The organism is Motiliproteus sp. MSK22-1 (assembly GCF_001968815.1).
Lineage (GTDB): Bacteria > Pseudomonadota > Gammaproteobacteria > Pseudomonadales > Balneatricaceae > Motiliproteus.
On sequence record NZ_MIEQ01000046.1, the window covers coordinates 201,631 to 227,217 of the forward strand.

The window sequence follows — 25,587 nt, forward strand, 5'->3', positions numbered from 1 at the left end:
GTCTCACTCAGGTACCTCTATTTTTCGATAGATTTTGTCAGCGGCGGCTAGCATGTCCGCATACAGATAGAGCCCTATAATTTCGGCGGTTTCCAAATTGATCACGATATTTTTCGTCCCTTCATACACTTGAGCAATATCTCCTGGAGATATACCACTTAGAATCTTAGCAATCGTCTGCGCATGGAACTCTCCTAAGGACTGGTGTCCCGAGGGTGAAAGACTTAACAGGTAACCTTGTCGTACCTCTTCATCTCCATACTGAGAAAAGGTAGGGACCCGGGCACTGTTCGCGATTTTCACCAGCATGGGAATGGTTTTGGAATTTACCCCGCCCTGAGCCGTTACATAAATAGCATCTACTTTTTTGACCAGCTGCTTAAAACACTCGATCACACTTTGATCCGCAATAGACTGATTGGCAATATCGCTTTGAGTATGGCAATGCTCCACTTTGAAGCCACTTTCAGCTGCGACTTTATTAACCGCATTTATGGCCGCATAGCTTCGACCAACAACCGTATCTTCATAGGCAACTCCCAATGTGCCGAAACCAATAAGCTCATAGAACAAACGAACTTGCCTTTCGTAGCGATAAGGATCGTTATGAACATGCAAATGATCATACCCGGAGTCTTCTACGTTGGGTATGATTCCAGCGCCTATAGGGTCACTGCTGGAAACAACCACCGTGGGTATTTTATGCTCATCATTTGCCAGATCCTTCCCCGCCCAGGTCCCCATAGCGACAACAAGATCAATATCATCAGTATGATTAAGTCGGTTAATTATACTGTTGCGCAATTCCTCTCGTCCCTGTAAATCCCAGTCAGCCGAATAGTAACCATTTTCAACAAATTCAAGGTATTCACTTTCGATTGTTGTCGATAACCGAAGCCAAAGATTTCTCGCATCGTCCTGACCTTCTGGCGGCAGATCGGCTTTTTCAATCCAGCCCATCTCCATTAAGGCTGACACTGTCGCCAGGAGCCGATCATAGTAGCCAACATAAGCACCGCCCTGGTAATAGGCGATTCGCCATCGTTGGCCATTGTTGTCAATTGGTGGCACCCTGAAATCTGGCGTGTCGGCATACGCCAGAACAATCGGCAAGTACAGGCCGATTATTAATAAGACCAAAGTCCTTTTACCCCGGTTCATCCATCAACACCTACATCCACTGTTCTCTGATTTGCCTAAAGCTGAGATATACTTCATATCTCAGCAATCTAATCAGACTCCATGACAAATCGATCACAGAGCACTTAATCTGCGACAATCAACGCCTGACAGCTCTATTGCTCTGTCACATATTATTACTCTGCCAACAAGATCTCCTCGTATATTTCATCTGCTGCCCCGAGCAGGAGTAATGGAGGGTTAAAACCAATAACCCCGGCTGTGCTTAGATTGACAGCCATTTTAGGAGGTTCCTCAAATAACTGGTCAAGTTGATTGGGATGAGCGCCGTTGAAGACCTTGGCAAATGTCTGGGCATGGAATACACCTATATATCGGTATCCAGCTCGGGACAGGCTAAGTAGCACCCCATACTTAACCTCTTCAGGACCGGTTTGAGAAAAAGTCGGAATATGATGAGTATTCGCGATTTTTACCAGTTTAGGCAGGCTGCTCATGTTGACTCCTCCCTGACTGGTAACATATATAGCATCTGTACTTTGAGCCAATTTTTCAAAACAGTTTATAACACTGCCTTCAGCAACATTTGTATCACTGATATCACTTTTGGTATGGCAGGAAACGACCTGATAATTAAGTTCTCCACCCAACTTTTCAACAACATCCATCGCCGCATAACTACGACCAGTTACCGTGTCTTCATAAGCCACACCTAAACGCTTAAAACCAACCAGGTCATGAAAAACACGCAACTGTCTGTCATGCAGGTTGGGATCCAGTGTTGCATGAATATGGTCCCGCCCGGAATCTTCGACACTCTCGATGATACCCGCTGAAAGCGGGTCGCTTGCCGAAATAACCATCGTGGGTACACTATGGTTATCGTTAGCTAGATCTTCCCCTGCCCAGGTTCCCATGGCTACCATCAGATCCAGATCCTGTTTGTTGGATAAGCGCTCCATGACCTCAGCCGCGGTTTTAACCCGAAGATCATCGTTCCATTCAGCGGTATAATGCGCATCCTTTACAAATTCGACATAATCACTCTTTAGATTGTTTGAGATCCATTGCCAGAACTCTCGCGTCTGTTCGCCACTTTGAGGTGGTATTTCTGTTTTTTCTATCCACCCCAATCCCATCATCCCTCTGATCGTTTCGATAAAGAGCTTCTGGTACTCAATATATTCACCACCTTCGTAGTAGCCTATTCGCCAGCGTTGGCCATTATTAGTGGTTGGTTCAGTACTGAACTGGGCTTTATCCGCCGCGTTTACGGTTAAACTCCCAAAAATCAGCAATACAGAGAGAACAAGATTAGTTACTTTGGTGATATTCATACCCATCTCCATTAGGTACTAGGGTTTTAAAGGGAGCTCTTCTGGAATTACCGCTTCGCAGAATTTCTCTATTTATCAGGGTAGTACACAAACTTCCAGTTATTTCATATAGTTTAGGTGGTTTTTGTCTATCCGTGCGGCGTCGTTTGAAATCAAACGATAACTTCAAGCCCTCTGAGCAGACCTTGTCAGGTTCCTTAGTACCGGTCTGCTAAAAAAACCATAACATCAGGGGAATTCAGCTTCTCATTTCAGGCAGATTTTGATCATATTTTGCGAAATTCATTCGCACCTTGAAAGCCATCTTTGACTACAACTTTCCCGCGTAGCAATTTATTACATTCCACAGCCAGCTCTCTCCACCAATCGCCCCTATCACTCAGAAAATCAGCTGCTACATCAGGAAGAGTTTCATGCAGGGATGCGACATGAGCATCCAAAACCGACAAATTTCCAATCTGTTGAACATCATCATTGGATAAACCACCGCTGGTCATTATTTCAACAGGGCCGATGGGGACCAGCCCATCCTTAGCTGCCGTTCCCATGACCGCCTGCATGCCAGATAGATAGCTGCTGGTAGGAGCAAGCTCCACCATGCTTTTCATTCCCTCCAAACCGCGATCATGCTGAAGTGCTGAGGCAATACCCCGTTGAATCAACAACAGGTAATCACCTTGATAATAACCGCCCGCACAATTAACTCCACGAGCAAAAACCAACACAAGCATGCAGGTAAATACTGAAGGAAGCAAGCGTCCATCTCGAATACCTTCTTGTATTTCAATAGGTTCCAGATTTACTTCCCATTCTTCACCGCGATCACAAACTCCTCGCAAAGCGACACCACCAGTTTTTCCGGCAACGGGGAGCAAGGGTATTTTTCCACCATTCTGATCGATCCCCCAAAAAAGAAAAGTACCGCATTGAGGCTGTGAAAGATTTCGTATTTGATGTCGAAAGGTCCAGCGTTTGTTCAATCCGACATAATTCCAACACCCGGATACCTGATCCAGTCCCTTGAGCAACGCATTTCTGACCTCGCTATTGAAAAGACAGCTGTAAGCCAGACTATTCCTATCCTCTATGTCTGCCTCAAGCAACATCGCCGCAACACGCTCCAGCTCCAGATACAGCAAGTCTGCTGCCTTAAAGTCAGGTAAAAACAATTGCTTCCAGATTTTTTGGTTGATAATCACGGCCTGATCCGAATAGCGCTCAAGATTTACCACATCGCCAGCCCCATAATCACTCTCGATCAGGTCACTCAAAACCTTAAGTTGATGAGTTATCCCCTGTGTTTTTTGTTCCGCCTGCCGGATCGTTTTTTTTATCCGATTTAACATTTCAAGATCAAACCCTGATACCTGAGAAACCATCTTCCGCTTAAGCCGATCAGGAAAAAGTGGCAACTTCATTGGTGGCAGACCAACAGCCTCATCACCATTGTGATAGAGCAACGCTCCCCTTGGATAAGTCAGATTATCCAAGGGGACATTTCCACAAGCCAACACTGGTACGGTTTGGGGCGCAACACCATCAAATTTACCCCTTAAGCCGAACAGTAACGTGCTCTGAACAGATTGAGCAAAATAGTCGACGCCATGGTGATTAGCAGTTAACACAAAGGGAGACTGCTTAAGATCAGAACGAGCCTGTTGTGCCACGCTTTCACCCAGTAAGGGCGCAGCGTACTGGTATACCGCCTCACCGAGATCATCAGAGGGTTGATAGCTTGCTGAAGATGATGCCGCCAGTAGCTGAAGATACTCCTCCAGTCGATAGTTGCCATATCTTTCAATGGTATTCTTAACAACGGGCAAGCGCTGACATACCGCTTCCAGGCATTTTTGAACAAGCGGACTGTCGCCATCAATATTATGAAGTATTGGTCAATCCCCACTTAAACTTGGCTGTACCCGTTGTTCATCGACAAGTTCCCTCTCTGGAGCACGATTATCTGTTCCAGGTTTTTTATCATCGGCAGAGCCACCGGGAAATTTTTTATATTCTGAGTTGCTGTTTGGGATAGGTTTTTGTGATAAATCCACTGAGGGCTCGGTATTTGCTGAGGCCTTTATATCCGCTATATCAGCCGAGGGTCCCATAGCCGCAGAGGGCTTCATATCCGCTGTGGGCTTCATATCCGCTGTGGACTTCGTATCCGCTGTGGGCTTGGTTTCCGCTGTGGGCTTGGTTTCCGCTGTGGACTTCGTATCCGCTGAGGGCTTGGTTTCCGCTGAGGGCTCTATATTAGCTAAGGATTCTTTCCCGGCGACGAGCATAAAAACGACCGCTACTGTCAGATAGACAATACCAAAATAGATGACGCCCTGCTCTGCTTCTGTCACTACGATTAACCAGGCAAATACCATGGGGCCCAGCATCTGCCCTATACGACTGGTAGAGCGGAAAATCCCCATCGCTTTGCCGGTACCCAATTGACGGGACACATCCAACTTCAATAAATAGACGCTTTGAGCGGAGAGGACAAAACAATTGGATAGGCCCAACAGCAATATTCCAACAGTCGCCGCCGCTACGCCTTCGAGAACGCTAAAAGATAGAAATGCTCCTGCACCTAACAAACCACCAATAAGAACCAGCGGTTTTTTGTGCTCATAAGCATCAATCAGCCCACCAACACGGGGCGCCAACAGAGCTAAGCAGATTCCAAATAACATCAGCACCTGTCCAATAGTCGACTCGGTCACTCCCATCTGATTTAGATAGATTGGGCTGAAATAGTTTAAAAAACCGACTACTGCTATCGATGCAGGTAAGCTGCTGAATAATATAAGTGCCAGCACCTGCCTGTCACACAAAAACCGAATTAATGCCGTTCGGGTATTAATGCCGTCTTCCACAGGGACCATGGCTGAGGATGCATTTTGTAGATTGCCTGCCTCTTTGTTCTCTACAACCAGCCCTGTATACGACTCTGATGAGTTTATGATTAGTACACCATAGATAATAACCAGAAACACAATGACTGCTCCGGTCAGGAAAACCGCACCATAGCCAATATATTCCGCCATGAATGCGCCGACCACTGCTCCGCAAATACTTCCTGAATAAAGTGCAGCGCTCAGATGAGCAAGACCTTTCGCCTTACTTTTTGAATCTGTGTTATTGAGAACAAAGCCAAGCGAAGCCAGCTGGGTCAACCCATAGCCAAGCCCCAAAACCCCCCGGGAAATGATGAAGTTCAATGCATCTGTAGAAAGCCAGGAGTACAAAGCACCAATTCCAGCTAATGCCAATCCAAAATAGAACGGCTGTTTCCAGCCTTTACGATCCAGCCAAACCCCAGACCAGAGTATAGCGACGCCAACGCAAAGAAATTCCACGGAAATTGGCAACCCAGCCAGGTACTCCTCAGGTAATCCTAAAAAAGGGGCATCCAGCTGTCCCATATGCAGAGGTATAAATGACATCGACAGATCGATACCAAATAAAAAAGTAAAGATTGCTGGACGAATCAGCAAATAGCGACGATAGGCTTCAGGTTTGTTTAATCCAGGGGCGGCAGGCTGATAATATGTTTTTGGGCGTCGCTCTTCCTTTCGGTTACGAAAGAAAACAAACACCTCAATCAAAACCAACGAGATAACAAGAATAAAGGTGCCGGCATTAATCAGCTTCTGGGTCAGTATTTCACCAAGGAGACCTCTAAACTGATCGACCAGATCAGAAGCATCCATAACCCAAAGCAATAGCAGCAATGCGATACAAGGCAACAGGCAAAACAGCAAGAAAGTCTTCGGTTTGATGAATTGCTTTAATCTTAAGACCTTACTCATTTGTGATCCTTCAGCTTTTTGTTCGGTTTTCTACTATAACCACGCTCGCTGAGGATAATGAGTTCCCTCTCTCGATATAGCTGAAAATGAAGGCTGCCTTCCTTTCATACGGACAACCCCGGAACCGGTGTTTGGTCTGATAACTCTTGGTATGTAATGGTAAAAACCTTCGAATAACATTTGAGGACTGGTTTCCAGATACCAGCCTGTATCCCTTTGCTCCGCACGTATGCACGCGTCAGCCTCATGCCAACGACAACGATGAGGGAGAATGTCGATAGTCGTAACTTTTGACGTCTGGAGCTCTTGAACCACATAAGCCACCGCCAAAGCTCCGGTCCCACAGGCAAGAGTTTCTCTATTAATACCTCTTTCAAAACAACGGTTTTCAACAGTTTCCTCGTTATGGATACGAGCAAAATTTACGTTGATCCCCGCTGGAAATATATGTTTATAGTGGGCATTTATATAGGTCCCAACGTGTTCAAAAAAGCGAGAACCGAAACTGTTCGCTTTATCCGCTTGGCGATCTTTGGAATGATTGCCAAAAATGGCATTCGCCAATATCGAATTGCCAAAGTTTTGATCAGGGAAAATAACCAAGTGGGGCTCACCAGTAAACACCAGATATCCCTTTAGCTGCAGCTCTGATTCGTTACTGTAGGACATTAATTCTCTTGTCTGCAGTTTGACAAAAATTTCGTCGATAACGTCAATTCCGTTACTCAGGGAAGCCAGGAGCCCTCGGGTCGCCAGCTCCGTTGGTGCTTGCCTTGGTGTTCCCATATTTGCCCAGCCCCACAGCCTTCTGCTGGTTAAATCATCACAGCCGCCTGAAACATAGTCTTTTTCAAGAGATACTCCTATCGTTCGGACATGAGGGGTAGAAAGCGGAATTTCCGTTAAGATCTTAGTGTCGTCTATGCCATATTCATCAAACAGATAGTTAGCAATACACATCAAGCCATTACCGCAACATAGAGCCTCTTCTCCTGAAGGCTCAAACATACGAAACAAAAAGGCAGCCTGAGAAGATTCCGGAGTACTTTCCCAATACTGGCGTTCAGCGTTAATGGCGTTAAGGGAAGTGTCAGTGCAACGTTGAATCACAAGCAGGTTGTCGCAGCCGACGCCAAAATTTGTATTAGTAGCCTGATATGCAAATGCTGAGAATTCAGCTTCATTGAGTAGGGACGTTTCTGTTTGATCTACGATAACAAAATTATTTCCGCAGGAGGTGTACTTCACAAATGGTATCTTCTTCATGTATTCCCTACTCCGAGTAAACATCCGGGTCTAGAAGAACGCTACATAGGTGGAGTAAGTATGGTACGAATCTGGCTGGCGTCCAGAAAGAAAGAAGAACTTTATGGAATTACTTAAAAAAATCCTTTTAAATCAAAATATAATATTGAATTATTAATGTATATTCTTGTTAATATAAAAAGATCTGAAACCTTTGAAGTAATAATTGAGATGATCCGGACAGAAGCGCTATCCAGAAATACCGTTGTTATTTAAGCGCTGATTTTCTCATCAGTATTGATCAGCGATTGGCAATGCCAAAAGGAATATGGACTGAAGGTAAGACGCTGGAAGTCGAGTCTAAATGCAGACGCTGATCATCAAAGAATATGTGTGGTTTCATCACTTCCAGAACGCGTTTTTTCTCAACTCCGCCAAGAAAAAAGGCATCGTTCACCATAATATCCCAGCTTCGCATTGTATTGATCACCCGCTCGTGAGCAGGCGCATTTCTTGCGGTTACAATAGCAACACGAAGCTTGGGCTTGTAGTTAATATCATCATCCGCTTTAGAGCGCTCCAATTGCTGGATATATGCAATTTTTCCCAGAAACTCTTTTAGTGGTCCCGGATTGTGTGGCACTTTTGCGTTACGGACTTCATGTTCTTTGAAAGAATCCAGATCACCGCTCTGATAGACCGCTTCAGACTCATCGTCAGCCAGCACGCCATCGAAGTCAAAAGCCAAACGCAGTTCTTCATCTCCCACATCATATTCATCAACCAGTGAACGCAGCACCAATCCAGCAGGAACACCACCCTCCGTAGCCTGATACACATCCTTTTCATTAGCAGTTAAAAACAAACTGATATTAAATGCTGGAACATATTTGTACGGGTTTTGCCCCTGTAAGAACACAGCTCTGGTGATCCCCAGGTCATGATGCTCTATTGATTTAAACACTCGCAGTCCCGTATCAGGATCATTACGTGACAACAGGACAACCTCAACAGGAGGATTTTCCGGAGATAATTGGTTCAGAGACAATAAGCGACGCACAAACGGAAAGGCAACTCCAGGCCTAAGAGGAGAATCCTGATGGGCCCGTTGATATACCCGATATTCCTGCTCTCCTTTGCTCTGAAAAACGGCATCAGACTCGGACAAATCAAAAAGAGCACTCGAAGCCAGACCGATGACCAATCGGTTATCTATATCGTAGGACATCCCTACCTCCCGTTATCTTTTCCTTGTTCACCGATTAATTCAAGCCAACATTTATGAGAACAGGGACAAGAGCGAGCAAGCCAGCACTACAGCCCCCGTCCCGGTACCACATAAAAAACCGTTTCCAGTTATATGTTTTATAAGGAAATAACCTCAAACCCTTTGTCTGCATACTGCTGCGCAGTTTGATTATCAGTAATAACCGCAACGCTGCTGGGATTGTCCTTGAGGTAGGTATTGGTAACCCGCTTAAGATCATCAAGTGAAACTTTCAGGACCTGAGAACGGAAGCGACGGCGCTGCTCAGGCGTTCTTCCGTAAAGTCCATTATGGAACGCCTGCTTAGCTTCACCAGCGGGTGAGCCGGGCTTATCAATGCTCCCAACGACACCCAGAATCGCCTCTTCTAAGCGATTTGCGCTGTGCTCTTCAGCGAGCATCCAGTCAATAGATGCATCAAAATCTGCAAGGGTTTCATCAAGACGCGGATCACGGTACGAGAAAAACCGGAAAGCAGCACTTGCTGAATCCTGGCCTGCTCCACCACCATAGGCTCCACCCTGTTCTCGAATAACTCGGTGCAGGTAACCATTTCGTAAGAATCCGCCAAGCACCGTTAGTGCAGCAGAATCCTCATGCTCCACAGGTACCGTAGGGAACGCTTTAGCACAGAAATTAACCTGGGTGCTTGTCCCCCAGATTTGCTTAACCCCGGAACGGGTTTCAGGGAGGGAAAAATCCTTAAAGCTGGTCAGCTTCTCAGTTTCGGGCCAGTATTTGGATATTGATTCCTGAAGAGCCGATTGACGCTCTTCTTCAGCCACACACAGGAACCTCCTTTCTCCCTGGATGATCAGTTTATAAAGTGCTTCAAGCTCATCTGCAAATGCCTTCAGAGCCTGATTATCCTTAAGCTCCTCGTCAAGCGCCTTGATAAAAGCAATCCCCTGAAGACCATTATGACGATGGCTCAATGAAGCAACCGGACTGTAGCCGCTGACAGCTGCCGCCATGGCTAAGCCATGACCGTTACCGGTAATGCTTTGCTCCCGTCGGGCTCGTTGCATTGATATAAGCTCCCGAATACGCTCCAACTCATCAAAACGAACATGATTGTATGTTTCATGCAATAAATCGGTTAACGGGGCCACATTTCGCACCAGGGCCTTTCCTGAGACCGTGAAATAACCTTTGACCTTTTGCTCGTTATCGATATCACCCCTAACAGAACTGAAAGCGCTGACACCGCCGCTGATACTGCTTTGCAACGCCTGAACCTGCTGATAACTCAGCTGCCCATAGCCTAACTCTGTGACGCAGGTGCTCAAATACGGCAACAGTAATTGCTGGCGTTCAGTAAGCTCAGGAAGCGGTACGATGATTTGTTGATAGACCAGGCCATTGGTTCCTTGCGAATAGTAATCAATGCGTCCTCGGTCAGAAGCAATCGCTTGTCCTTCGGGAATAGCGAACGATTCAGGAATATCAGCCAATCCCACTTTCGGTAGTATCGATTCATCATCTTCCTGGGTTTGCCTGACCTGCAATGCGGAGGCCTGATCAACAATTGCTTGTTTTTGATCTTCATCCAGTGATGATTTTATTCTCTCCAGTCGCAAAGCTTCTGCAGCGTCTCTGCGCCCTGCCAATTCTGCATCGGGGCGCAACGTGAGTCTTGCACGATGAGAATTATCCAGTAGATATCGTTTTACCAGTTGCTGAATATAATCGGGTTGTTTAATCTGCTCGCGCAATTTTTCCAGTGCAGGATCAATATTCAGTAAAGCGATCGGATCGCCACGATGAATAGCAGTAGAAAGGGCCTCTAAGATTAATTGCAACCCGTAAGGGTAACTGTCCCCACCAATTTCACGCTGACTCAGCTCCAACTGATGGAGAACCGCTTCGACCTGAGACTGGGGGACACCTTCTTCTGCAACTTGCTCCAACACAGACAGAACAAGTTCTTCTACTTGTGAGGCCTGATCGGGATTACAGCCTTCGAGTCCGCACATAAAACTCATCTCACGATTTGAATCTTCCAAACCACAAAGAGGAGACGGAGCTGTTCCTATTTCAGCTGTTTCCAGTGCATGCCGAAGAGGTGAAGCGCTGTTGTCCAACAACACCCGAGACAGCAGATCTGCCTCAAGCTGCTCATCCAGATTGATACTGTGTCCAAGTAACCATCCTAGAACAACATGTGTTTTGTTGTCGGTATCTGTTTCATCCAGAGCATAAGCCTCTTCAATCCTTATCGGTGCATGATAGCGTTTCTCATCTTCAACAGTGACGATCTGATCAAGTCGTTGAAACTGATTCAGCGCCCTGTCTTCAAAACAACGCTGGTGTTCGGCCGCCGGAATATCACCAAATGTCATAAACACTGCATTTGAAGGATGATAATGAACTTGGTAGAAAGCCTTTAACTCTTCATAGCTGAGATCTGGAATACACTCCGGTTCCCCACCACTATTGTGATGATAGGTAGTGGTTGGAAAAAGATGTTTACTTAGTGTCTGCCAGAGAGTGCTTACAGGAGAACTCATGGCTCCCTTCATCTCGTTAAAAACAACCCCTTTAAACGTCAGCTCCGAATCAGTATTTCCGGGTTCAGCAAACTCTAGACGATGCCCCTCCTGAGCAAAATCCAGTGGGTCCAGTCGAGAAAAAAAGACCGCATCCAAATAGACGTCAAGCAGATTATTAAAATCCTTTCGATTTTGACTGGCAAAAGGATAGGCCGTCCAGTCGCTGCTGGTGAATGCGTTCATGAAGGTATTCAATGAACGCCGGATCATCATAAAAAACGGATCCCTGACTGGGTAGCGCTTACTCCCGCATAGCGCTGTGTGTTCAAGGATATGAGCCACCCCGGTCGAGTCGGTAGGGATTGTTCTCAGCGCCACCAGAAAAACATTTTCCGTGTTGTCTGCAGCAATATGGAAATGCTTGGCTCCGGTAACCAGATGTTCGTACTCCGCGACTTCAACACCGAGAGACTCGATAGGCTCAGAGCGAATAAATTTAAAGGTTTTATGCGGAGCCTGTAACTTAGTCGGGGTGTTATTAATCGTTTCGTTCATGAAAATTCCTTGTGCGTAGCTTCAACCTAAGGGAAATCGTCCCATCTATAATAGTTCGCAGAGAAAGTACGTAATAGCCAATCCTTTCAGCCAACAAACCGGTCGGTTGGAAAGCTGACATAATATCTTGTTTTTAAGTGCCCTGCTTGAGTAGAAATCTATATAGTTAAAAAAAACCGGGATCAAAACAACAGCCTTGAAGCCCCGTCCCCTGTACTGTTTCCACTCTGATTTCCTTATGACTTAGATAAATGGCCATGTACTGACCTTATATTACCAGCCCAGAGCCCCATCAACATCTGCAGCGACTCCGAATAAAGAAGATAAACGGAGTCGCTGCAGCAGGCCTTAACCCAGATCCAGGGCTTGTGCAGGGTGTTATCTGAAACAACGCAAAATCATGATGCAAAGCACAAAATAATTTGACTGAAAAGTGAACAACCACTATATTCAGCCCTAATAAATGTTGCGACGCACAAACAAGATTCGCCTTGACATATATTTGTCCTGGATCGTCCAGGTTTACAACACGAGCCCGAATCAAAATCTTAAATCTGACTTGGAGCATAACCATGTACGAATCATTCTTTAAGGACGTAGAATCCAGCCTGAAGCCTGCTATTGATATGGCCGCAGTCAATCAAAAGGCGCTGGCAAAACTGACCAGCTTGCAAGCTGAATGCATTAACGAATGTGTTGATGCCCAGTTCAAGCAGTTTCAAGCATTGAGCAAATCAAAAGACCCTCAGTCAGCAGTGGAACTACAAATCAGTTTCATTAAAGATTTTGAAGCAAAAGTAGCTAACACAGCAGAGCTAAATGTTGCTGCTATCAATGATGCTTCCGAAGCTATCAAAAAGATTGTTAATCAGGGTTTAGAGCAACTAGCCCAACATAACCCTCTGACCAGTCTATTTAGCGAGTATTTGGATTTAAGCAATACTGCAGCGGCAGAAAAAACTGCCTCCACAGCAAGCAGTGAAGAATTGAAAAAAGCTGCTGCTCCAAAAGTTGTAACTCCAACGAGTTCGGCGACCCCTGCCCCTGGTGTTCAAATCAAGAAAGCTGCCGAAACGAACAAGACTGACAAAAAAACGTCCGCGAGTCCTGTGAGTCGAGTTAAAAAAACCGCCGCTAAAAAACCAGCTGCCGCACCAAAACCAGCAACTAAAAAAGGCGCTGATGCCAAACCGGCGGCTAAAAAAGCAGAGACCGTAGCCAAGCCAGGCAAGGTCACGGATGACAGCATAAATAAAGCAGCTCCAGGCAGTGCAACACAAAACCCTGATACCGCTAAACCCACAACTTCTGCGAAAGAACCTCAAAAAGCGGTAAAAAGTAAAGCGGCCCCTACAGCCAAAAAATCAGCTCCCGCCCGCGCAGCGGCGCCAATGGCTCGACCCGTAACTCGAACTAAGTAAGCCACTAAAGCGTAACTGCTAAAAGGCTGCGTTTGAAGCAACACACCACAAAATCTCCAGTAGCAAGACCATGCCGCTGGAGATTTTTTGATTTAGCAAACGAGCTTTTAGCCGCCAGTCACTCAGTAATCAGCGAACAGCCTGGGTTTTACTTTTGGCCAACTGAGGTAACCCACCACCTAAAACAAGCTGATCCAGACGACTCCTCTCCAGGCCCATAGCAAATTCCATGGCCTTAAGCTTGGCAGGGGCTAATCGCTGTGCCAGCCCCAAGCCCAAATTCCTAAGCAACTTAACGGGTAACTGCTCCTGACGAAAGACCCGATAAAGAAGATCCATTGATGTCATCATCGTCAAATTATGCTTGCGCCGTTTTGATTCGTAATTTTTGAGCACAGAGATGTCAGCAATGTTCTGGTGCTCTCGCTCAGCCAGCAACAAAGTCTCTGCAAGTACAGCAGCATCCAGAAGTCCAATGTTAACACCCTGTCCTGCCAGCGGATGAATCATATGGGCCGCATCCCCCACAAGCGCAACCCCTTGCTTGACGTACTGAAGTGCATGTTGACGTTTCAGTGGAAATGAGGCTCTGGATATAACCTGATTGATTTCACCCAGATCCCTGGGGAATATTGAGTATAACTCGGCAGCAAACGCCTGATCGGAAAGACCTTTCAGACGAGAGACTTCCTCCGGCCAGTTATACCAGACAAGTGAAGCATGGTTTCCAGACAAAGGCAGAAAAGCCAAGGGTCCGTCAGGAACAAACTTCTGCCAGGTAATATCCTGCTGCGGATACGCAGTTTCCACATAGCTAACCAACGCTTGTTGCTCATACCCCCAACTCTGAACACCTATCCCCGCACTCTGTCGAACCAGCGAATTTCCGCCATCAGCAGCTACAAGTAACCGTCCTGTAATCTGGCTTCCATCATCCATAAACAAAACAGAACCGTCCGTCCCGTAGTCAACATCCTTTATTGAAGCAGGACAGAACAACGTAACATTCGGACACTGTACCATACGCTCCCAAAGAGCCAATTGAACAACGCGGTTTTCAACAATATGACCAAGAACAGATTCGTTAATATCCTTACAATCGAACGTCGTATCCCCTTGGCCCTCAATTTCCCAAACTCGCATGCGACGATAAGGGCAATAGCGCCTGGATTTAATCCCTCCCCAAGCACCGATGTTCTGAAAAATTCGTTGAGATGCAATATTTAACGCGGACACTCGAAGATCGTGAGCCTGATCGCTTTTAAAGTCTGTTGGCCGCTCGGATTCAATCACAGCAACGCGCAGGGAGGATTCAGCTAAAGCGCAAGCCAGGGTGGCTCCCACCATACCGGCACCCACAATAATCAGATCAAACGCCAAATCTTTTTCCATTTTAAGTCCTTAAGACTTGCTCGACTATTTTTAGAACTCGCAGTATACCCAACCCGGTAAGCACAGGTCTCGGAATTTTAGCTGGCCGTCGCTTACGAGTTTTCCAGCCGAGCAGATTTCACTGGAAAATACTGACGGATTAGGCCGCAACTACTCGGATTCGCTTTGCAATTGCCGTTCCAGCCGTTTGCAGAAGACGTTCATCTCTTTTTCAGCCTGAAGATCACCCTGTTGCAGCGCAACCGAGATACCTCGCCGATAGGTATCAAGCGACTCAATCAGCTTGTCCTGTTGTTGAAACGCCTTTCCTAGCAATTTCCAGGCTGCAGTGTATTCGGGTTTCTGTTCGACACAGGCTTGCAGATGAAGCGCAGCAGCTTCGAAATCTCCTGCCTTCAAGTAAGCATTACCTAGTCCGAATCTAAGTTCCGGACTGTCTTTTCCTGCCGCCAATAATTTTTCAAGCCCTTTTATCAAAGCATCTCTCCTGAATAAAATTCATCCTTTCAGCCTTCATCAATCGTTCTGTTCAAAAAACAAGCAGAAGCAAAATATCGACTTATACTTATTTCCTGTAAGGAGGTCAGATACCAGACTGACCTTACTAATCAACTTACCTTTTAGTGCACTATTTTAATTGGTTTGTTCCAGTTAGAAGACAGCGAGGTAAAGGAGTTTATCGTGGCCATTTCAATAACCCTGAATGATTACTTGTCTAACACTCATGTGGATTACGACATACTCAAACACAAGCATACTACCAATGCGTTCGATACGGCGTATAAATCGCAGATATCTATGGCTAATTTAGCTAAGGCAGTGGTATTGCAGGATGCGGATGGCGAGTATTTGATGGCCGTATTACCATCCCAAAACAAGCTCAAGCTGAAATGGATTTCTCGCCAATTACACCGCCGTTTTAATCTGGCCCCAGAACAGGATCTCAAATCCATTTTTCAGGACTGTGACCTGGGCGCTATTCCTGCTGTGGGTAATGCTTATAAGATGAAGACAATTTGTGATGAGCAGCTACTGGAGTCAAGCTGCGTCTACATTGAAGGCGGTGATCATCAGGCGCTAATCAAACTAAAGCAGGATCAGTTTGCACAGCTGATGAAAGATGTACCTCACCACAAAATAAGCAAACCGTTTATTCATGAACACCGAGTTGCGTAAGAACTTCAGCTCGTTGTAAAAACTTCAGCTAAACGAAGGCACTGGCCAACAGGCCAGAAGGAACAAGTATTTGGAAAGCAGCTTAGCTGCTCATTCCGGCAGCCCCCCCCCGGTGACTGTCTCTCCTTTAACTCTGGGTATATGATATTAATCAAGGCGCCTCAAATCAGTTAGTTGGTACTGTTTGCTGATCTTATGGAGGTAGCTAATGACATCAATCGTTGAATATATGACCGTACAACACCGCTGTTGTGACGATAGTTTTGCTGCTGCTGAAGCGGCTGTATCCGACCAGAATTGGACAGAAGCCGAAAAACAATGGAGTGCATTCAGCAGGGATCTTGAAATTCATCTTGAAAATGAAGAGCAGACCCTGTTCCCAGCGTTTGAGGAAGCAGATGGTCACACTGGTGGGCCTACGTCAGTTATGCGTATGGAACACCAACAAATGAGGGAATTAGTTGAAGCAACGACGAATGCCCTCAAGGAAAAAAACGTCGAGAAATACCTTGGATTATCTGAAACGTTTATGGTCCTGATGCAGCAACACAATATGAAGGAGGAGCAAATCCTTTATCCGATGACTCAACAGACGTTACCAAACTCCGATGCAATAGTCAGTGATATGACTGATCTTTAAATCGATTGATAAGTACACTTTGAATATGTAGGCAGTCAACCTTATGCCGCAATTGGTACACATTGATGTCAGTGAATTGGAACCGCCTGAGCCGATGGCTACGGTTCTGAAAAGCTTGCAGCAGCTGGAATCAGATGCGGCATTAAGGGTCTATCATCGTCGACAACCCTTCCCTCTTTTCAAACTGCTTGATGAAATGGGCTATGCCTATCATTGTATCGAACTCAATTACAGTGAGTTTGCTATCTACATCTGGTTAAAAAACGAAGAATCCCTGCATGACTTCTGCTACCAAGCAGCCAACCAAGAACTAGCATCATGAACACCGCAGGACTATCACTGGATAATATCCCGGAGTTTCGAATTCCAATGGGATTCTTTCTAACGGCCCCCTGGTTTGGCATCCTGGCATCCCTGCTACTGCTATTTTCCCCCGAAGTTATCAACTCCCGTTGGCACCCCGCGATGTTGGCGACAGTGCACTTATTGACGCTGGGATTTGCAGCCAGCATCATGATAGGCGCCATGATGCAGGTTCTTCCTGTTATCGGCAGCCAACCGGTGCCTGCCGTAGCTCGGCTTTCTCCTTGGATAAGAGGCGCTCTTGTCGGAGGGACCGCTTCACTTGCCCTAGGCTTTCTGCTAATGCAGAACATTCTGTTCTATCTAGCACTGGTGTTACTTTGTGGGGTGTTTCTAACATTTTTAAGTGCGGTCGGGTTAGCCTTAGTCAAAGTTCAAAAACCCGGCGACTCTATTTACTGTTTACGTTTAGCCGCCCTGTGTCTTTTATTGACCGTCGTTTTTGGCGTTCTTCAGCTGTCAACTTACCTGGATTTTCAGTGGCTGGCCTACTCATTTGAGCGAACAGATAAGCACGCGCTGCTAGGTCTGGTAGGCTGGTGCTTATTGCTGGTGATGGGTGTCAGCTTTCAAGTCATTCCGATGTTTCACGTGGCTCCTGCCTTTCCCAAGTGGTTCTGCCGAGGCGTGACGACTCTTTTAGTGTTGTTGCTTGCGATGGGGGTCTTCCTGAGCGATCCTTTTGCAACAATAGCGCTGGTATTGCTCCCGTTGGTTGTCGGCTTTTATGGCTGTTATTCTCTATATATTCTTCACAACCGGAAACGCAAATTGACAGATTACACCGTTCGTTGCTGGCAGCTGTCATTTGTAAATTTAGTCGCTGCCTGTTTACTGTACATCTTGGGCCAACTCGGAATTGAAATTCTTGATAGACGAGATCAATTTCACTTACTGCTGGGATTCGGATTTGGTCTTGGTTTTGTAATTACCGTTATGCTGGGGATGCTACAGAAAATAGTCCCTTTTTTGATGTTCCTGCATCTCCAGCGAGCCTGTATTCATGACCCAAGCGCTTTTATTAAACTACCCAATATGAGAGAACTACTACCGGTTTCGGATTCAAAATGGCAGTTTCGCTTGCACAGCGCAACGCTACTAACATTCTATCTATCATTCTTCGGTGGGAACTTACAATATCCGCTGGTTTTTGTTGCGGCCGCCTTTATGCTGGCTAGCTTCAGCTGGCTATTTGCAACCCTTTATCGAGCAAACAACCGCTATACCAGAAATCTACCCAGGCAAAAGCCACAACAACCTGCAGATTCTGCGCTATGAAGTTACCCCAATATTTGACAATTTTCCGTGCTAGAACAATCAGCGACGCAACTGAACGATATAGGGTTTACTCTCACCGTGAACACTGTCTCTTCCGATAACCTGTACCCTGTTAATCCCAGCAGGTACAACAACGCCCCCAAGCCCTCGGGTAAACGGCTGCTCATTATCATGAGGATGATGTAGAGTCCTGACTCCCAGCTCCTGACCTTCTTCCGATAAAATGCGCCAGCGGTTGGCATAATGATCCCAACCTTCATCCTGATGTCTGAGAGTCACGTCAAACTGGCAGATTTCCGCCTGACAGTCGGCTTTCACACCGACAACCTCTACTTCACCGGAGAAACCAACCGGGGACACCAAGATGACAGATAGAAAGATCCATTTTGCTTTTGGTTTCAACGATATTGGTTTCAATAACATTAATTTTAAAAGCGTTGATTTTAAAAATATTACGTTCAAACCCATTCCATTATCCGTTTATTCAAACCATCATTATCGTTGACTCACTGCGAGCACTGCACCTGCGGCAACAAAGAGGCCGCCAGTTAATTTGTTAAACAGCATAGCGCCTCGATGGCCTTTAAACCAATGCATTATTTTCCGCGCCCCAATCGCTAAAGCCAGTTCAACCAAAAACTCAACGATACCAAAAGTTAGTGCCATCACAACAAACTGGCCGGGCAACCACAGACTGGCATCTAGAAATTGGGGGAGAAAGGCGAGAAAAAACAGAATAACCTTGGGATTCGCTATTGCCACATAAAACCCTTGCAGAAACAACGATCTGATCGAAGGGACCGATTGATCAGTATAGGTGACTGATAGCTGTAACGGAGCAGATCTCCACTGCTTGATACCCAAATAAATCAGATAGCCAGCCCCCAACACTTTCAGTATCAAAAAACCCGAAGATGAAGCCATCAGCAAACCACCCAAGCCAATCATAGAAAGACCCATCAGTAATACAAAACCTGAAACACCGCCTGCAATGGTGAAGCAGGCTGCACCAGCGCCGTAACGCGCACCATGAGTAATGGCGATCAACCCATTCGGCCCGGGAGTCAGCGAAAGCAAGGTAACTGCCGCCAAAAAAAGCAACCAAGTATTTGGATTCATAAACTTAACACCGCAATTCCAGAAAGCTTAAATTTTCAATGTTGATCGTTAAGAGCGGACCGTTGAAGATCACAACCACGATCCAGGAAATGCTTTTGCTCTGCCGCCGGTACAAATAGCCCTCCCGTGGTCCAGAGCAGATGCACTGCATTTTTAATCGCTCCGCTATCAGATTCCATTAGCCCCTGCTGCTTTAAATACCGACGCCCCACAGTTGAGTTCAGAAGCCAGTCCGGTCCAGCGCAAGACGCAGCAGCCGAGGGCTCTACATTTACGCCTTCACTGCAATGTAATCGATAAAGGTCACGAAACAGATCATCATCGGCAACCGTAAAAATCCCGGACAATAGCGGCTTGATTTCCCGGGCAACAAGGTCCGATGCTTGAGCCACCGCCAGACCGTCCGCTTCCGTTACAGCATCCAGTCCGAGCTCGGAAACAGGAGCTGTTCGGTTGGCTGCCAAGGCATAAAGCATACAAGGAGCTTGCAAAGGCTCAGCAAAGAAACAGTGTACATATTTACCAAATATCTTTTTCAGTCCATAACAGATGCCACCGGGTGCCCCTCCTACACCGCAGGGTATATAAACAAATAGTGGTCTGAATTCGGAGGGGGTAATGGCGGCTTGTTGCAGTTGTCGCTTTAACCTCAACGCGGCAACGGCATAGCCCATAAACAACTGAGCAGAGTTCTCATCATCAACAAAGTAGCATTGACTATCATTCTTTGATTCTTCCCGTCCTTCCGCTACAGCCAAAGAATAGTCGCCGGTATGCTCAACAACATTTACCCCAGCGTTAATCAGTCGTTGCTTTTTCCACTCTTTAGCGTCCCGCGACATATGAACGCTGGCTGAAAACCCCAGTTTCGCCGCAATAGTACCGATACTTAATCCCAGATTGCCCGTACTTCCAACAGTCACCTGGTATTGTTTAAACAGATTTCCTGCGTTTTTTTCCATTAGCAAACGATAGTCACAGGCCTCTGTAATAAGCCCTGCGTCTAAAGCCAGTTTCTCAGCCAAACATAACACCTCGTAAATGCCACCACGTGCTTTTACTGATCCTGCCACCGGCAACAGGTGGTCAGCCTTGATCCATAGTTGCTCCGGCTTAAGACTAGACAAATAACGCTCAGCACAGAACTGTTTAACGGCCAGCAGCGGTGACTCAATCAGTCCCTCTGACTCCTCAAGCTCGTGAAAAAGCCGGGCCAGCAACGGAGCAAAACGTAACATTCTTTTTTCAGCATCTTCTATGTCCGCTAACGAAAATCGACTCGAAGATGGCCCCTGCTCATAACCAGGGTTCAACCACAACTGACTTTTCTTTCCCCTGAGTGCATCCAGGGTGGGCTTATTATGCTCTTCAATCACTTTCATTAGATGTTCCGTGGTTTTTTAGGGATTAGCGGTCCATTTGAGCAACTTAGTTTAATCAGCAACCAATTTCTACTGTTCTGGAAACAGGACTGAGCAGGCTAATGCCAATGTACTTTATCAATGGCTCAAATTGACTGCTGCACAGGGCCTGTACAACACAAAGTAAACCGGGCTGCTTTGGAATATCAATTATCGGCTTTAACAATCAAATACGACAACATCATTAGTTTTTTGTAATAAATCCACTAAACTCAACATCAATTACTCATAACACTGATGCTATCCGTTTATATTATCAATCAGTGAACCCAATCAAAAATAACGCCTAGCCTGCTGTTTTTCTTGATTTACATCACTGGATGTAACAACGTTGGAAATTGTTCGTCCTGTTAAGATAATCATCTAAGCCATTACCATCAGAGAAAGGGAAACAAAGCCCCTATGAATGCCAAGAAAATTGTCGTACTTCTATTACTCGCTTTTTTAGTCGGGGTCTTCTTTATGTTTGACCTTGGCCAATATTTAAACTTGGAGTATGTCAAAGAAAACCAGGCTCGGTTTGATCAGCTTTATGCAGATAATCCAATCATAACGGCCTTTACTTTCTTTATTCTCTACGTTCTTGTTACTGGTTTATCGTTACCAGGGGCTGCAATCATGACACTGATTGCAGGTGCATTGTTTGGACTTTGGACAGGAACGCTATTGGTTTCATTTGCCAGCAGCATTGGCGCAACTTTGGCATTTATATTTTCACGTTTTGTGCTTCGTGATGGCGTCCAGAACCGGTTTGCTCATCAACTCATCGCCATCAATAAGGGAATTGAACGAGAAGGCGCTCTATACCTGTTAACGCTTCGACTGGTCCCCGCTTTTCCATTTTTTGTCATTAACCTTGTTATGGGGGTCACCCCAATCAAGACCTTTACTTTTTACTGGGTAAGTCAGCTCGGAATGCTGGCAGGAACGTTGGTTTTTGTGAACGCAGGAACTCAATTAGGCCAGTTGGAGTCAACCGCAGATATTCTTTCCCCGGGCCTGTTCATATCCTTTACGCTGCTTGGCATATTTCCACTGGTCGCTAAAGCAATTGTCGGAAAAATCAATGCACGCAAGGTGTACAAGCATCACCCGCGGCCAAAAAGCTTCGACACCAATATTGTTGTCATCGGTGCCGGCTCAGCTGGATTGGTTACTTCCTATATCGCAGCAGCAGTTAAAGCAAAGGTTAGTCTGATTGAAAAGCATAAAATGGGCGGAGATTGTTTAAATACCGGCTGTGTCCCCTCCAAAGCACTGATTCGCTCTACTCGTTTTATTGCAGAAAGTCATCGTTGCAACGAATTGGGGCTAAAGAGCGCTGATGTTAGCTTTGATTTCTCTGAGATTATGGAACGGGTGCAGCGAGTTATTAAAACCGTAGAACCTCATGATTCTATCGAACGCTATACCGGTTTGGGAGTTGACTGCGTGGAAGGAGCCGCCACTATCCGAAATCCGTTTCAGGTAGAAGTGAATGGCAAGACAATCACTACCAAGAATATAGTCATTGCTACTGGCGCGCGTCCTGCAATCCCCCCGATTAAAAACATTGAGGCGATGGAGCCGCTGACATCAGACACTATCTGGGACATCAGGGAACAACCAAAGCGCCTGCTCGTTCTAGGCGGAGGTCCTATCGGATGTGAGCTTTCACAATGCTTTTGCCGTTTAGGAACTCAGGTGATTCAGGTCTTAAGAGGCCCCAGACTCGTCCCCAAGGAAGACCCGGAAGTATCCCAACTGTTGCAGGAACAGTTTGTTGCTGAAGGTGTAGATCTGCGACTCAATCACAGTATGCTAGAATTTGTCGAAGATCCGGAAGGTAAGAAACTGATCTGTGATCATCAGGGCAAAAGAGTTGAAATCGTCTTTGATCAGCTACTGGTCGCTACTGGCCGAAAAGCCAATGTATCCGGTTTTGGAATGGATAATCTGGAGATTCCATTGACACCTCAAGGCACAATTGAGGTAAATGAATATCTACAAACGCGCTATCCAAACATCTATGCCTGCGGAGATGTTGCAGGACCACACCAATTTACCCATACCGCCGCGCACCAGGCCTGGTATGCCGCAGTTAATGCCCTGTTTGGTTCTTACAAAAAATTCAAAGTGGATTATTCTGTGATACCAGCCGCAACATTTACAGAGCCAGAAATAGCCAGAGTGGGTTTGAACGAACAGGAAGCCAAGGAACAGGGAATCGAATATGAAGTCACTCAATTTGACCTTGCTGAACTCGACCGTGCCATAGCAGATGAAGCGGCTGTCGGGTTGGTAAAGATTTTAACCGTACCCGGTAAAGATCGTGTATTAGGGGCCACTATCGTTGGTGAACATGCGGGTGAGCTTATCTCTGAATTTGTTACCGCCATGCGGCATGATTTGGGTCTTAATAAAATACTGGGAACTATTCATATTTACCCTACGCTGACCGAAGCTAACAAGTATGCTGCTGGACAATGGAAAAAAGACCATGCTCCACAGAAAGTACTTGAATGGGTGGAGAAGTTTCACCGCTGGCAACGGGGATAACAGCTTCTGCCTGTTGCCCTCCGAACAACAGGCCATTAACGCTGTAAATAACTGCGCCCTGCTCATCCTTATACGAGGCAGTGTTCCAACCGCTCAGTATCCAATCGGGAACATCGCGCTCAAGGCTGTAGTCCGCCGTCAGCATTTTTGCTTCGAAGGAATTCACTTGCTACCGCTAGATTTATGCAGCTTAAAAATCAAAGAGCAACAGAATAGGCATTAGCGTGGCTACTATAAGGAGACTTGCCATACAGCCATATATAAATATCTTTAACGCGATTGCATACCAGCGTGGCATGTATTTCCATGTTTCTTTTATTTGTCTTTTCTTGCCTAGTGAGGGGAGAATTAGAGACCACCCGAAAATTGCAGTTCGCATTAAAAAACCGGGCCATCCGCGCATCATATAGGTTTCTGTCAGCGTAAAGTGAGGCTCCTTAAAATATTTATCCAGCAATGCCTTCGGAGTGAAAATACTTAGCAGGAGCCATGTTATAGGCCCCCACACGATCCATGCAAACATAACAGCAAATACAACGAGACCTAAGTAATACCCTATCATCGGCACAACTTATCGACACCTGTTGTGTTAACGAAATCATGTTGGCGATATCGACTGTTGTACAAGGCGGCTGTACCTATACCAGCGCCATAACTGGCGATGGCCGCCCCGGTACCCAATACTAGCGCAACTCCCCAACCTACGGGGTTAGAGAACAAGATTACGCCTAGCGCAACAGTTGCTACTCCTCCGGCAAAAGTACTCCCTACTGTTTCAGCAAGGATCTCATTTTTCTTGTGGCGGTCACTTGTATTGGCAATCTGATAGCAGCCCACCCCGACACCTGCAACGGCAAGCACTGTGCCACCCCGACTGGCAACTTTCGCCATCCCACTCAGTCGTTCCAAGTGGGCATCAATGACACCCGTGGCCGGCAGCGCTTTGGAACGGGTGATTCGAATGGCTTCACGGGCCGTTTGGCCTTTGAATAATAGCTTTTCAAAAGAGCCTAGCTTATGGGCGTAGGTCTTTAAGGCTTTCTGACGTTGGTAATCATATTGATTTTCTGTCAGTGCTCCACGTTTATAGTCATGGTAAATGTGCTTAACCTCAGCAATAAAGGCATTGTGTGCCTGACTGACCAACCCTCCGAAAGAATTAAACCCGGCGGTTGCGGCGACACTGGTTACGCCGTAGTTTTCATCCAACCATGCCAGCGCCCAGAAGGCTTCCTGTTCTTTGGTCGCCGTTGGCATCAAACGCTTCATTCGTTCGGCGTACTCACCGTAGGTGGTTTGCCCTGAGGGCATGAGCCAGTGCCTCAAACCACTGTCTGCAATCATAGACGGATCAAACTTTCCAGAGGTTGGTTTATCCGCAGGTGCAGGCGCGGGACACATAGCCATTGCATTATCTGGAGTAAGCGGCATCAGCCAAAGCAGTTGATTCGGATGAATGAGATTCGGATCAGTCAGAGTGTCGTTAAAGTGCAGCAATGAGGCCTGAACGTCTTGATAACGCGGGTCCTGATAGTGAATTTCGTAGTGATCAGCAATAATACGGCTGAGAGTATCCCCCGGTTTAACCCGGTAAAGCATCGGTGCTTGGTCAGTTGGAAGGATGGCTTGTTCAAAAGACTGGACTAGGCTGTTCACTCTATTTCCTTGTGATTAGTTGCTTCCGTGTCCCATTGACCGCTAAGGTCAAATGGGTGTTTGGCCGTGATTCTAGCAAAACAAGCCAGATAATCGACTATTATTTAAATTTTTTGGATCAGCGGGGAAACCTAGTCCTATCGGGAAGCTACGACATCAAGTATTCACAAGGCAAGATGTGTCCTATTCTTACACGTATTATATGCTGACCCCTAATAGCGAGGCTAAACTTTCAACCATCGCTAGCGGATTGGAGCAGCTAGCCCCCGTCACCATTGAGGTCTTTACCTTACCGGTCAACTGCTCAGAAAATGCTTCCCATAACTTTGCTTGCTGAGCTGAATCCAATACTATTTCATCAACTGTTTCTGTGGTCATGAATGCTCTCCGTTATTGTTAACTGCTCAACTGATTTCCTTATTTACTGCTATCTTTACGGTCTTAATGCGTGACCAGACATCGTCATTTCTCTAACCAGAATGACACAGAGGCCGAACCGTTCACTGGTCGAGAAAAGTCAAAGTGCTAGATTGCTATCTGTAGTGACTAAAGTCTGATTACTACTTCGAAACAGCCATCCCACTGCCGGTTAGTCAGTGGAAACATGTCAGAGGGGATGTTCTTGAAATTTAGTCGGGACAGAATAAAACCCAGATCGGAAGCGCTTCCTCTAATTGCTTTGAAAGCCCGAAGCCGAATGGACGTATTCACAAGTGCTTTGGGTAAGCTAGCTCTCTTTAGAGT

20 protein-coding genes are annotated in these 25,587 nt (G+C 46.2%); 6 read left to right on the forward strand and 14 right to left on the reverse strand.

Going from position 1 to position 25,587, the window contains the following annotated elements:
* Positions 1-3: 3 nt before the first annotated feature.
* The 7 genes from BGP75_RS14305 to BGP75_RS14335 all read right to left on the reverse strand — a co-directional run bounded on the left by BGP75_RS14305 (position 4) and on the right by BGP75_RS14335 (position 11,839).
* Positions 4-1,161 carry an ABC transporter substrate-binding protein gene (locus BGP75_RS14305; RefSeq protein ID WP_076719493.1) on the reverse strand — a complete coding sequence of 386 codons (1,158 nt, stop codon included), beginning with the start codon at positions 1,159-1,161 and terminating at the stop codon, positions 4-6.
* Positions 1,162-1,316: 155 nt separating this feature from the next.
* Positions 1,317-2,477: an ABC transporter substrate-binding protein gene (locus BGP75_RS14310; protein ID WP_076719494.1), complete on the reverse strand. Its 1,161-nt coding sequence runs from the start codon at positions 2,475-2,477 to the stop codon at positions 1,317-1,319.
* 266 nt (positions 2,478-2,743) lie between these two features.
* On the reverse strand, positions 2,744-4,300 hold the full coding sequence (locus tag BGP75_RS14315; RefSeq protein WP_076719495.1) for a hypothetical protein: 1,557 nt from the start codon (positions 4,298-4,300) through the stop codon (positions 2,744-2,746).
* Positions 4,301-4,369: 69 nt separating this feature from the next.
* A complete protein-coding gene (locus BGP75_RS14320; protein ID WP_076719496.1) occupies positions 4,370-6,280 on the reverse strand; it encodes an MFS transporter in 1,911 nt (636 codons plus the stop codon).
* 33 nt (positions 6,281-6,313) lie between these two features.
* Positions 6,314-7,546, reverse strand: a complete 1,233-nt coding sequence (locus BGP75_RS14325; RefSeq protein ID WP_076719497.1) for a diaminopimelate epimerase — start codon at positions 7,544-7,546, stop codon at positions 6,314-6,316.
* Between the two features lie 280 nt (positions 7,547-7,826).
* Complete coding sequence (locus BGP75_RS14330; RefSeq protein WP_076719498.1) at positions 7,827-8,753, reverse strand: 5'-nucleotidase; 927 nt, start codon at positions 8,751-8,753, stop codon at positions 7,827-7,829.
* Positions 8,754-8,890: 137 nt separating this feature from the next.
* Complete coding sequence (locus BGP75_RS14335) at positions 8,891-11,839, reverse strand: insulinase family protein (RefSeq protein ID WP_076719499.1); 2,949 nt, start codon at positions 11,837-11,839, stop codon at positions 8,891-8,893.
* 572 nt (positions 11,840-12,411) lie between these two features.
* Between BGP75_RS14335 and BGP75_RS14340 the strand changes: the two genes are divergently transcribed.
* Positions 12,412-13,260, forward strand: coding sequence for a phasin family protein (locus BGP75_RS14340; protein ID WP_076719500.1), 849 nt, complete (start codon positions 12,412-12,414; stop codon positions 13,258-13,260).
* A gap of 129 nt (positions 13,261-13,389) precedes the next feature.
* Here BGP75_RS14340 and BGP75_RS14345 read toward each other — a convergent pair whose 3' ends face one another.
* Together BGP75_RS14345 and BGP75_RS14350 are read right to left on the reverse strand one after the other, a co-directional pair.
* Positions 13,390-14,652 carry a UbiH/UbiF/VisC/COQ6 family ubiquinone biosynthesis hydroxylase gene (locus BGP75_RS14345; RefSeq protein WP_076719501.1) on the reverse strand — a complete coding sequence of 421 codons (1,263 nt, stop codon included), beginning with the start codon at positions 14,650-14,652 and terminating at the stop codon, positions 13,390-13,392.
* 150 nt (positions 14,653-14,802) lie between these two features.
* Entirely contained in the window at positions 14,803-15,129 is a 327-nt protein-coding gene (locus BGP75_RS14350; protein WP_076719502.1) for a tetratricopeptide repeat protein, read from the reverse strand.
* Positions 15,130-15,333: 204 nt separating this feature from the next.
* On the opposite strand from BGP75_RS14350, the gene BGP75_RS14355 reads away from it, so the two are divergent.
* The 4 genes from BGP75_RS14355 to BGP75_RS14370 all read left to right on the forward strand — a co-directional run bounded on the left by BGP75_RS14355 (position 15,334) and on the right by BGP75_RS14370 (position 18,109).
* Positions 15,334-15,828 (forward strand): aminoacyl-tRNA deacylase, encoded by a 495-nt coding sequence (locus tag BGP75_RS14355; RefSeq protein WP_076719503.1) that lies wholly within the window; start codon positions 15,334-15,336, stop codon positions 15,826-15,828.
* Positions 15,829-16,036: 208 nt separating this feature from the next.
* Positions 16,037-16,468: a hemerythrin domain-containing protein gene (locus tag BGP75_RS14360; protein ID WP_076719504.1), complete on the forward strand. Its 432-nt coding sequence runs from the start codon at positions 16,037-16,039 to the stop codon at positions 16,466-16,468.
* 43 nt (positions 16,469-16,511) lie between these two features.
* Complete coding sequence (locus BGP75_RS14365) at positions 16,512-16,790, forward strand: DUF2249 domain-containing protein (protein WP_076719505.1); 279 nt, start codon at positions 16,512-16,514, stop codon at positions 16,788-16,790.
* On the forward strand, positions 16,787-18,109 hold the full coding sequence (locus tag BGP75_RS14370) for a hypothetical protein (RefSeq protein WP_076719506.1): 1,323 nt from the start codon (positions 16,787-16,789) through the stop codon (positions 18,107-18,109). The genes BGP75_RS14365 and BGP75_RS14370 overlap by 4 nt, the downstream gene beginning before the upstream one ends.
* A gap of 39 nt (positions 18,110-18,148) precedes the next feature.
* Here the strand turns inward: BGP75_RS14370 and BGP75_RS14375 are convergent, their stop codons facing one another.
* Genes BGP75_RS14375 through BGP75_RS14385 form a run of 3 tightly spaced genes read right to left on the reverse strand, consistent with a single transcriptional unit; the run spans position 18,149 to position 20,610 of the window.
* Positions 18,149-18,577, reverse strand: a complete 429-nt coding sequence (locus BGP75_RS14375) for a hypothetical protein (RefSeq protein WP_233152927.1) — start codon at positions 18,575-18,577, stop codon at positions 18,149-18,151.
* A gap of 27 nt (positions 18,578-18,604) precedes the next feature.
* Complete coding sequence (locus BGP75_RS14380; protein WP_076719507.1) at positions 18,605-19,228, reverse strand: LysE family translocator; 624 nt, start codon at positions 19,226-19,228, stop codon at positions 18,605-18,607.
* Between the two features lie 35 nt (positions 19,229-19,263).
* Positions 19,264-20,610 carry a D-serine ammonia-lyase gene (locus BGP75_RS14385; RefSeq protein WP_076719508.1) on the reverse strand — a complete coding sequence of 449 codons (1,347 nt, stop codon included), beginning with the start codon at positions 20,608-20,610 and terminating at the stop codon, positions 19,264-19,266.
* Positions 20,611-21,051: 441 nt separating this feature from the next.
* Here BGP75_RS14385 and BGP75_RS14390 point away from each other — a divergent pair, with 441 nt between their 5' ends.
* Positions 21,052-23,187, forward strand: coding sequence for an FAD-dependent oxidoreductase (locus BGP75_RS14390; RefSeq protein ID WP_076719509.1), 2,136 nt, complete (start codon positions 21,052-21,054; stop codon positions 23,185-23,187).
* A 558-nt stretch (positions 23,188-23,745) separates the two neighbouring features.
* Here BGP75_RS14390 and BGP75_RS14400 read toward each other — a convergent pair.
* Both BGP75_RS14400 and BGP75_RS14405 read right to left on the reverse strand, forming a co-directional pair.
* Positions 23,746-24,843 carry a LysM peptidoglycan-binding domain-containing protein gene (locus tag BGP75_RS14400; RefSeq protein WP_076719511.1) on the reverse strand — a complete coding sequence of 366 codons (1,098 nt, stop codon included), beginning with the start codon at positions 24,841-24,843 and terminating at the stop codon, positions 23,746-23,748.
* Positions 24,844-25,041: 198 nt separating this feature from the next.
* Entirely contained in the window at positions 25,042-25,221 is a 180-nt protein-coding gene (locus tag BGP75_RS14405; RefSeq protein ID WP_076719512.1) for a hypothetical protein, read from the reverse strand.
* Positions 25,222-25,587: the final 366 nt, after the last annotated feature.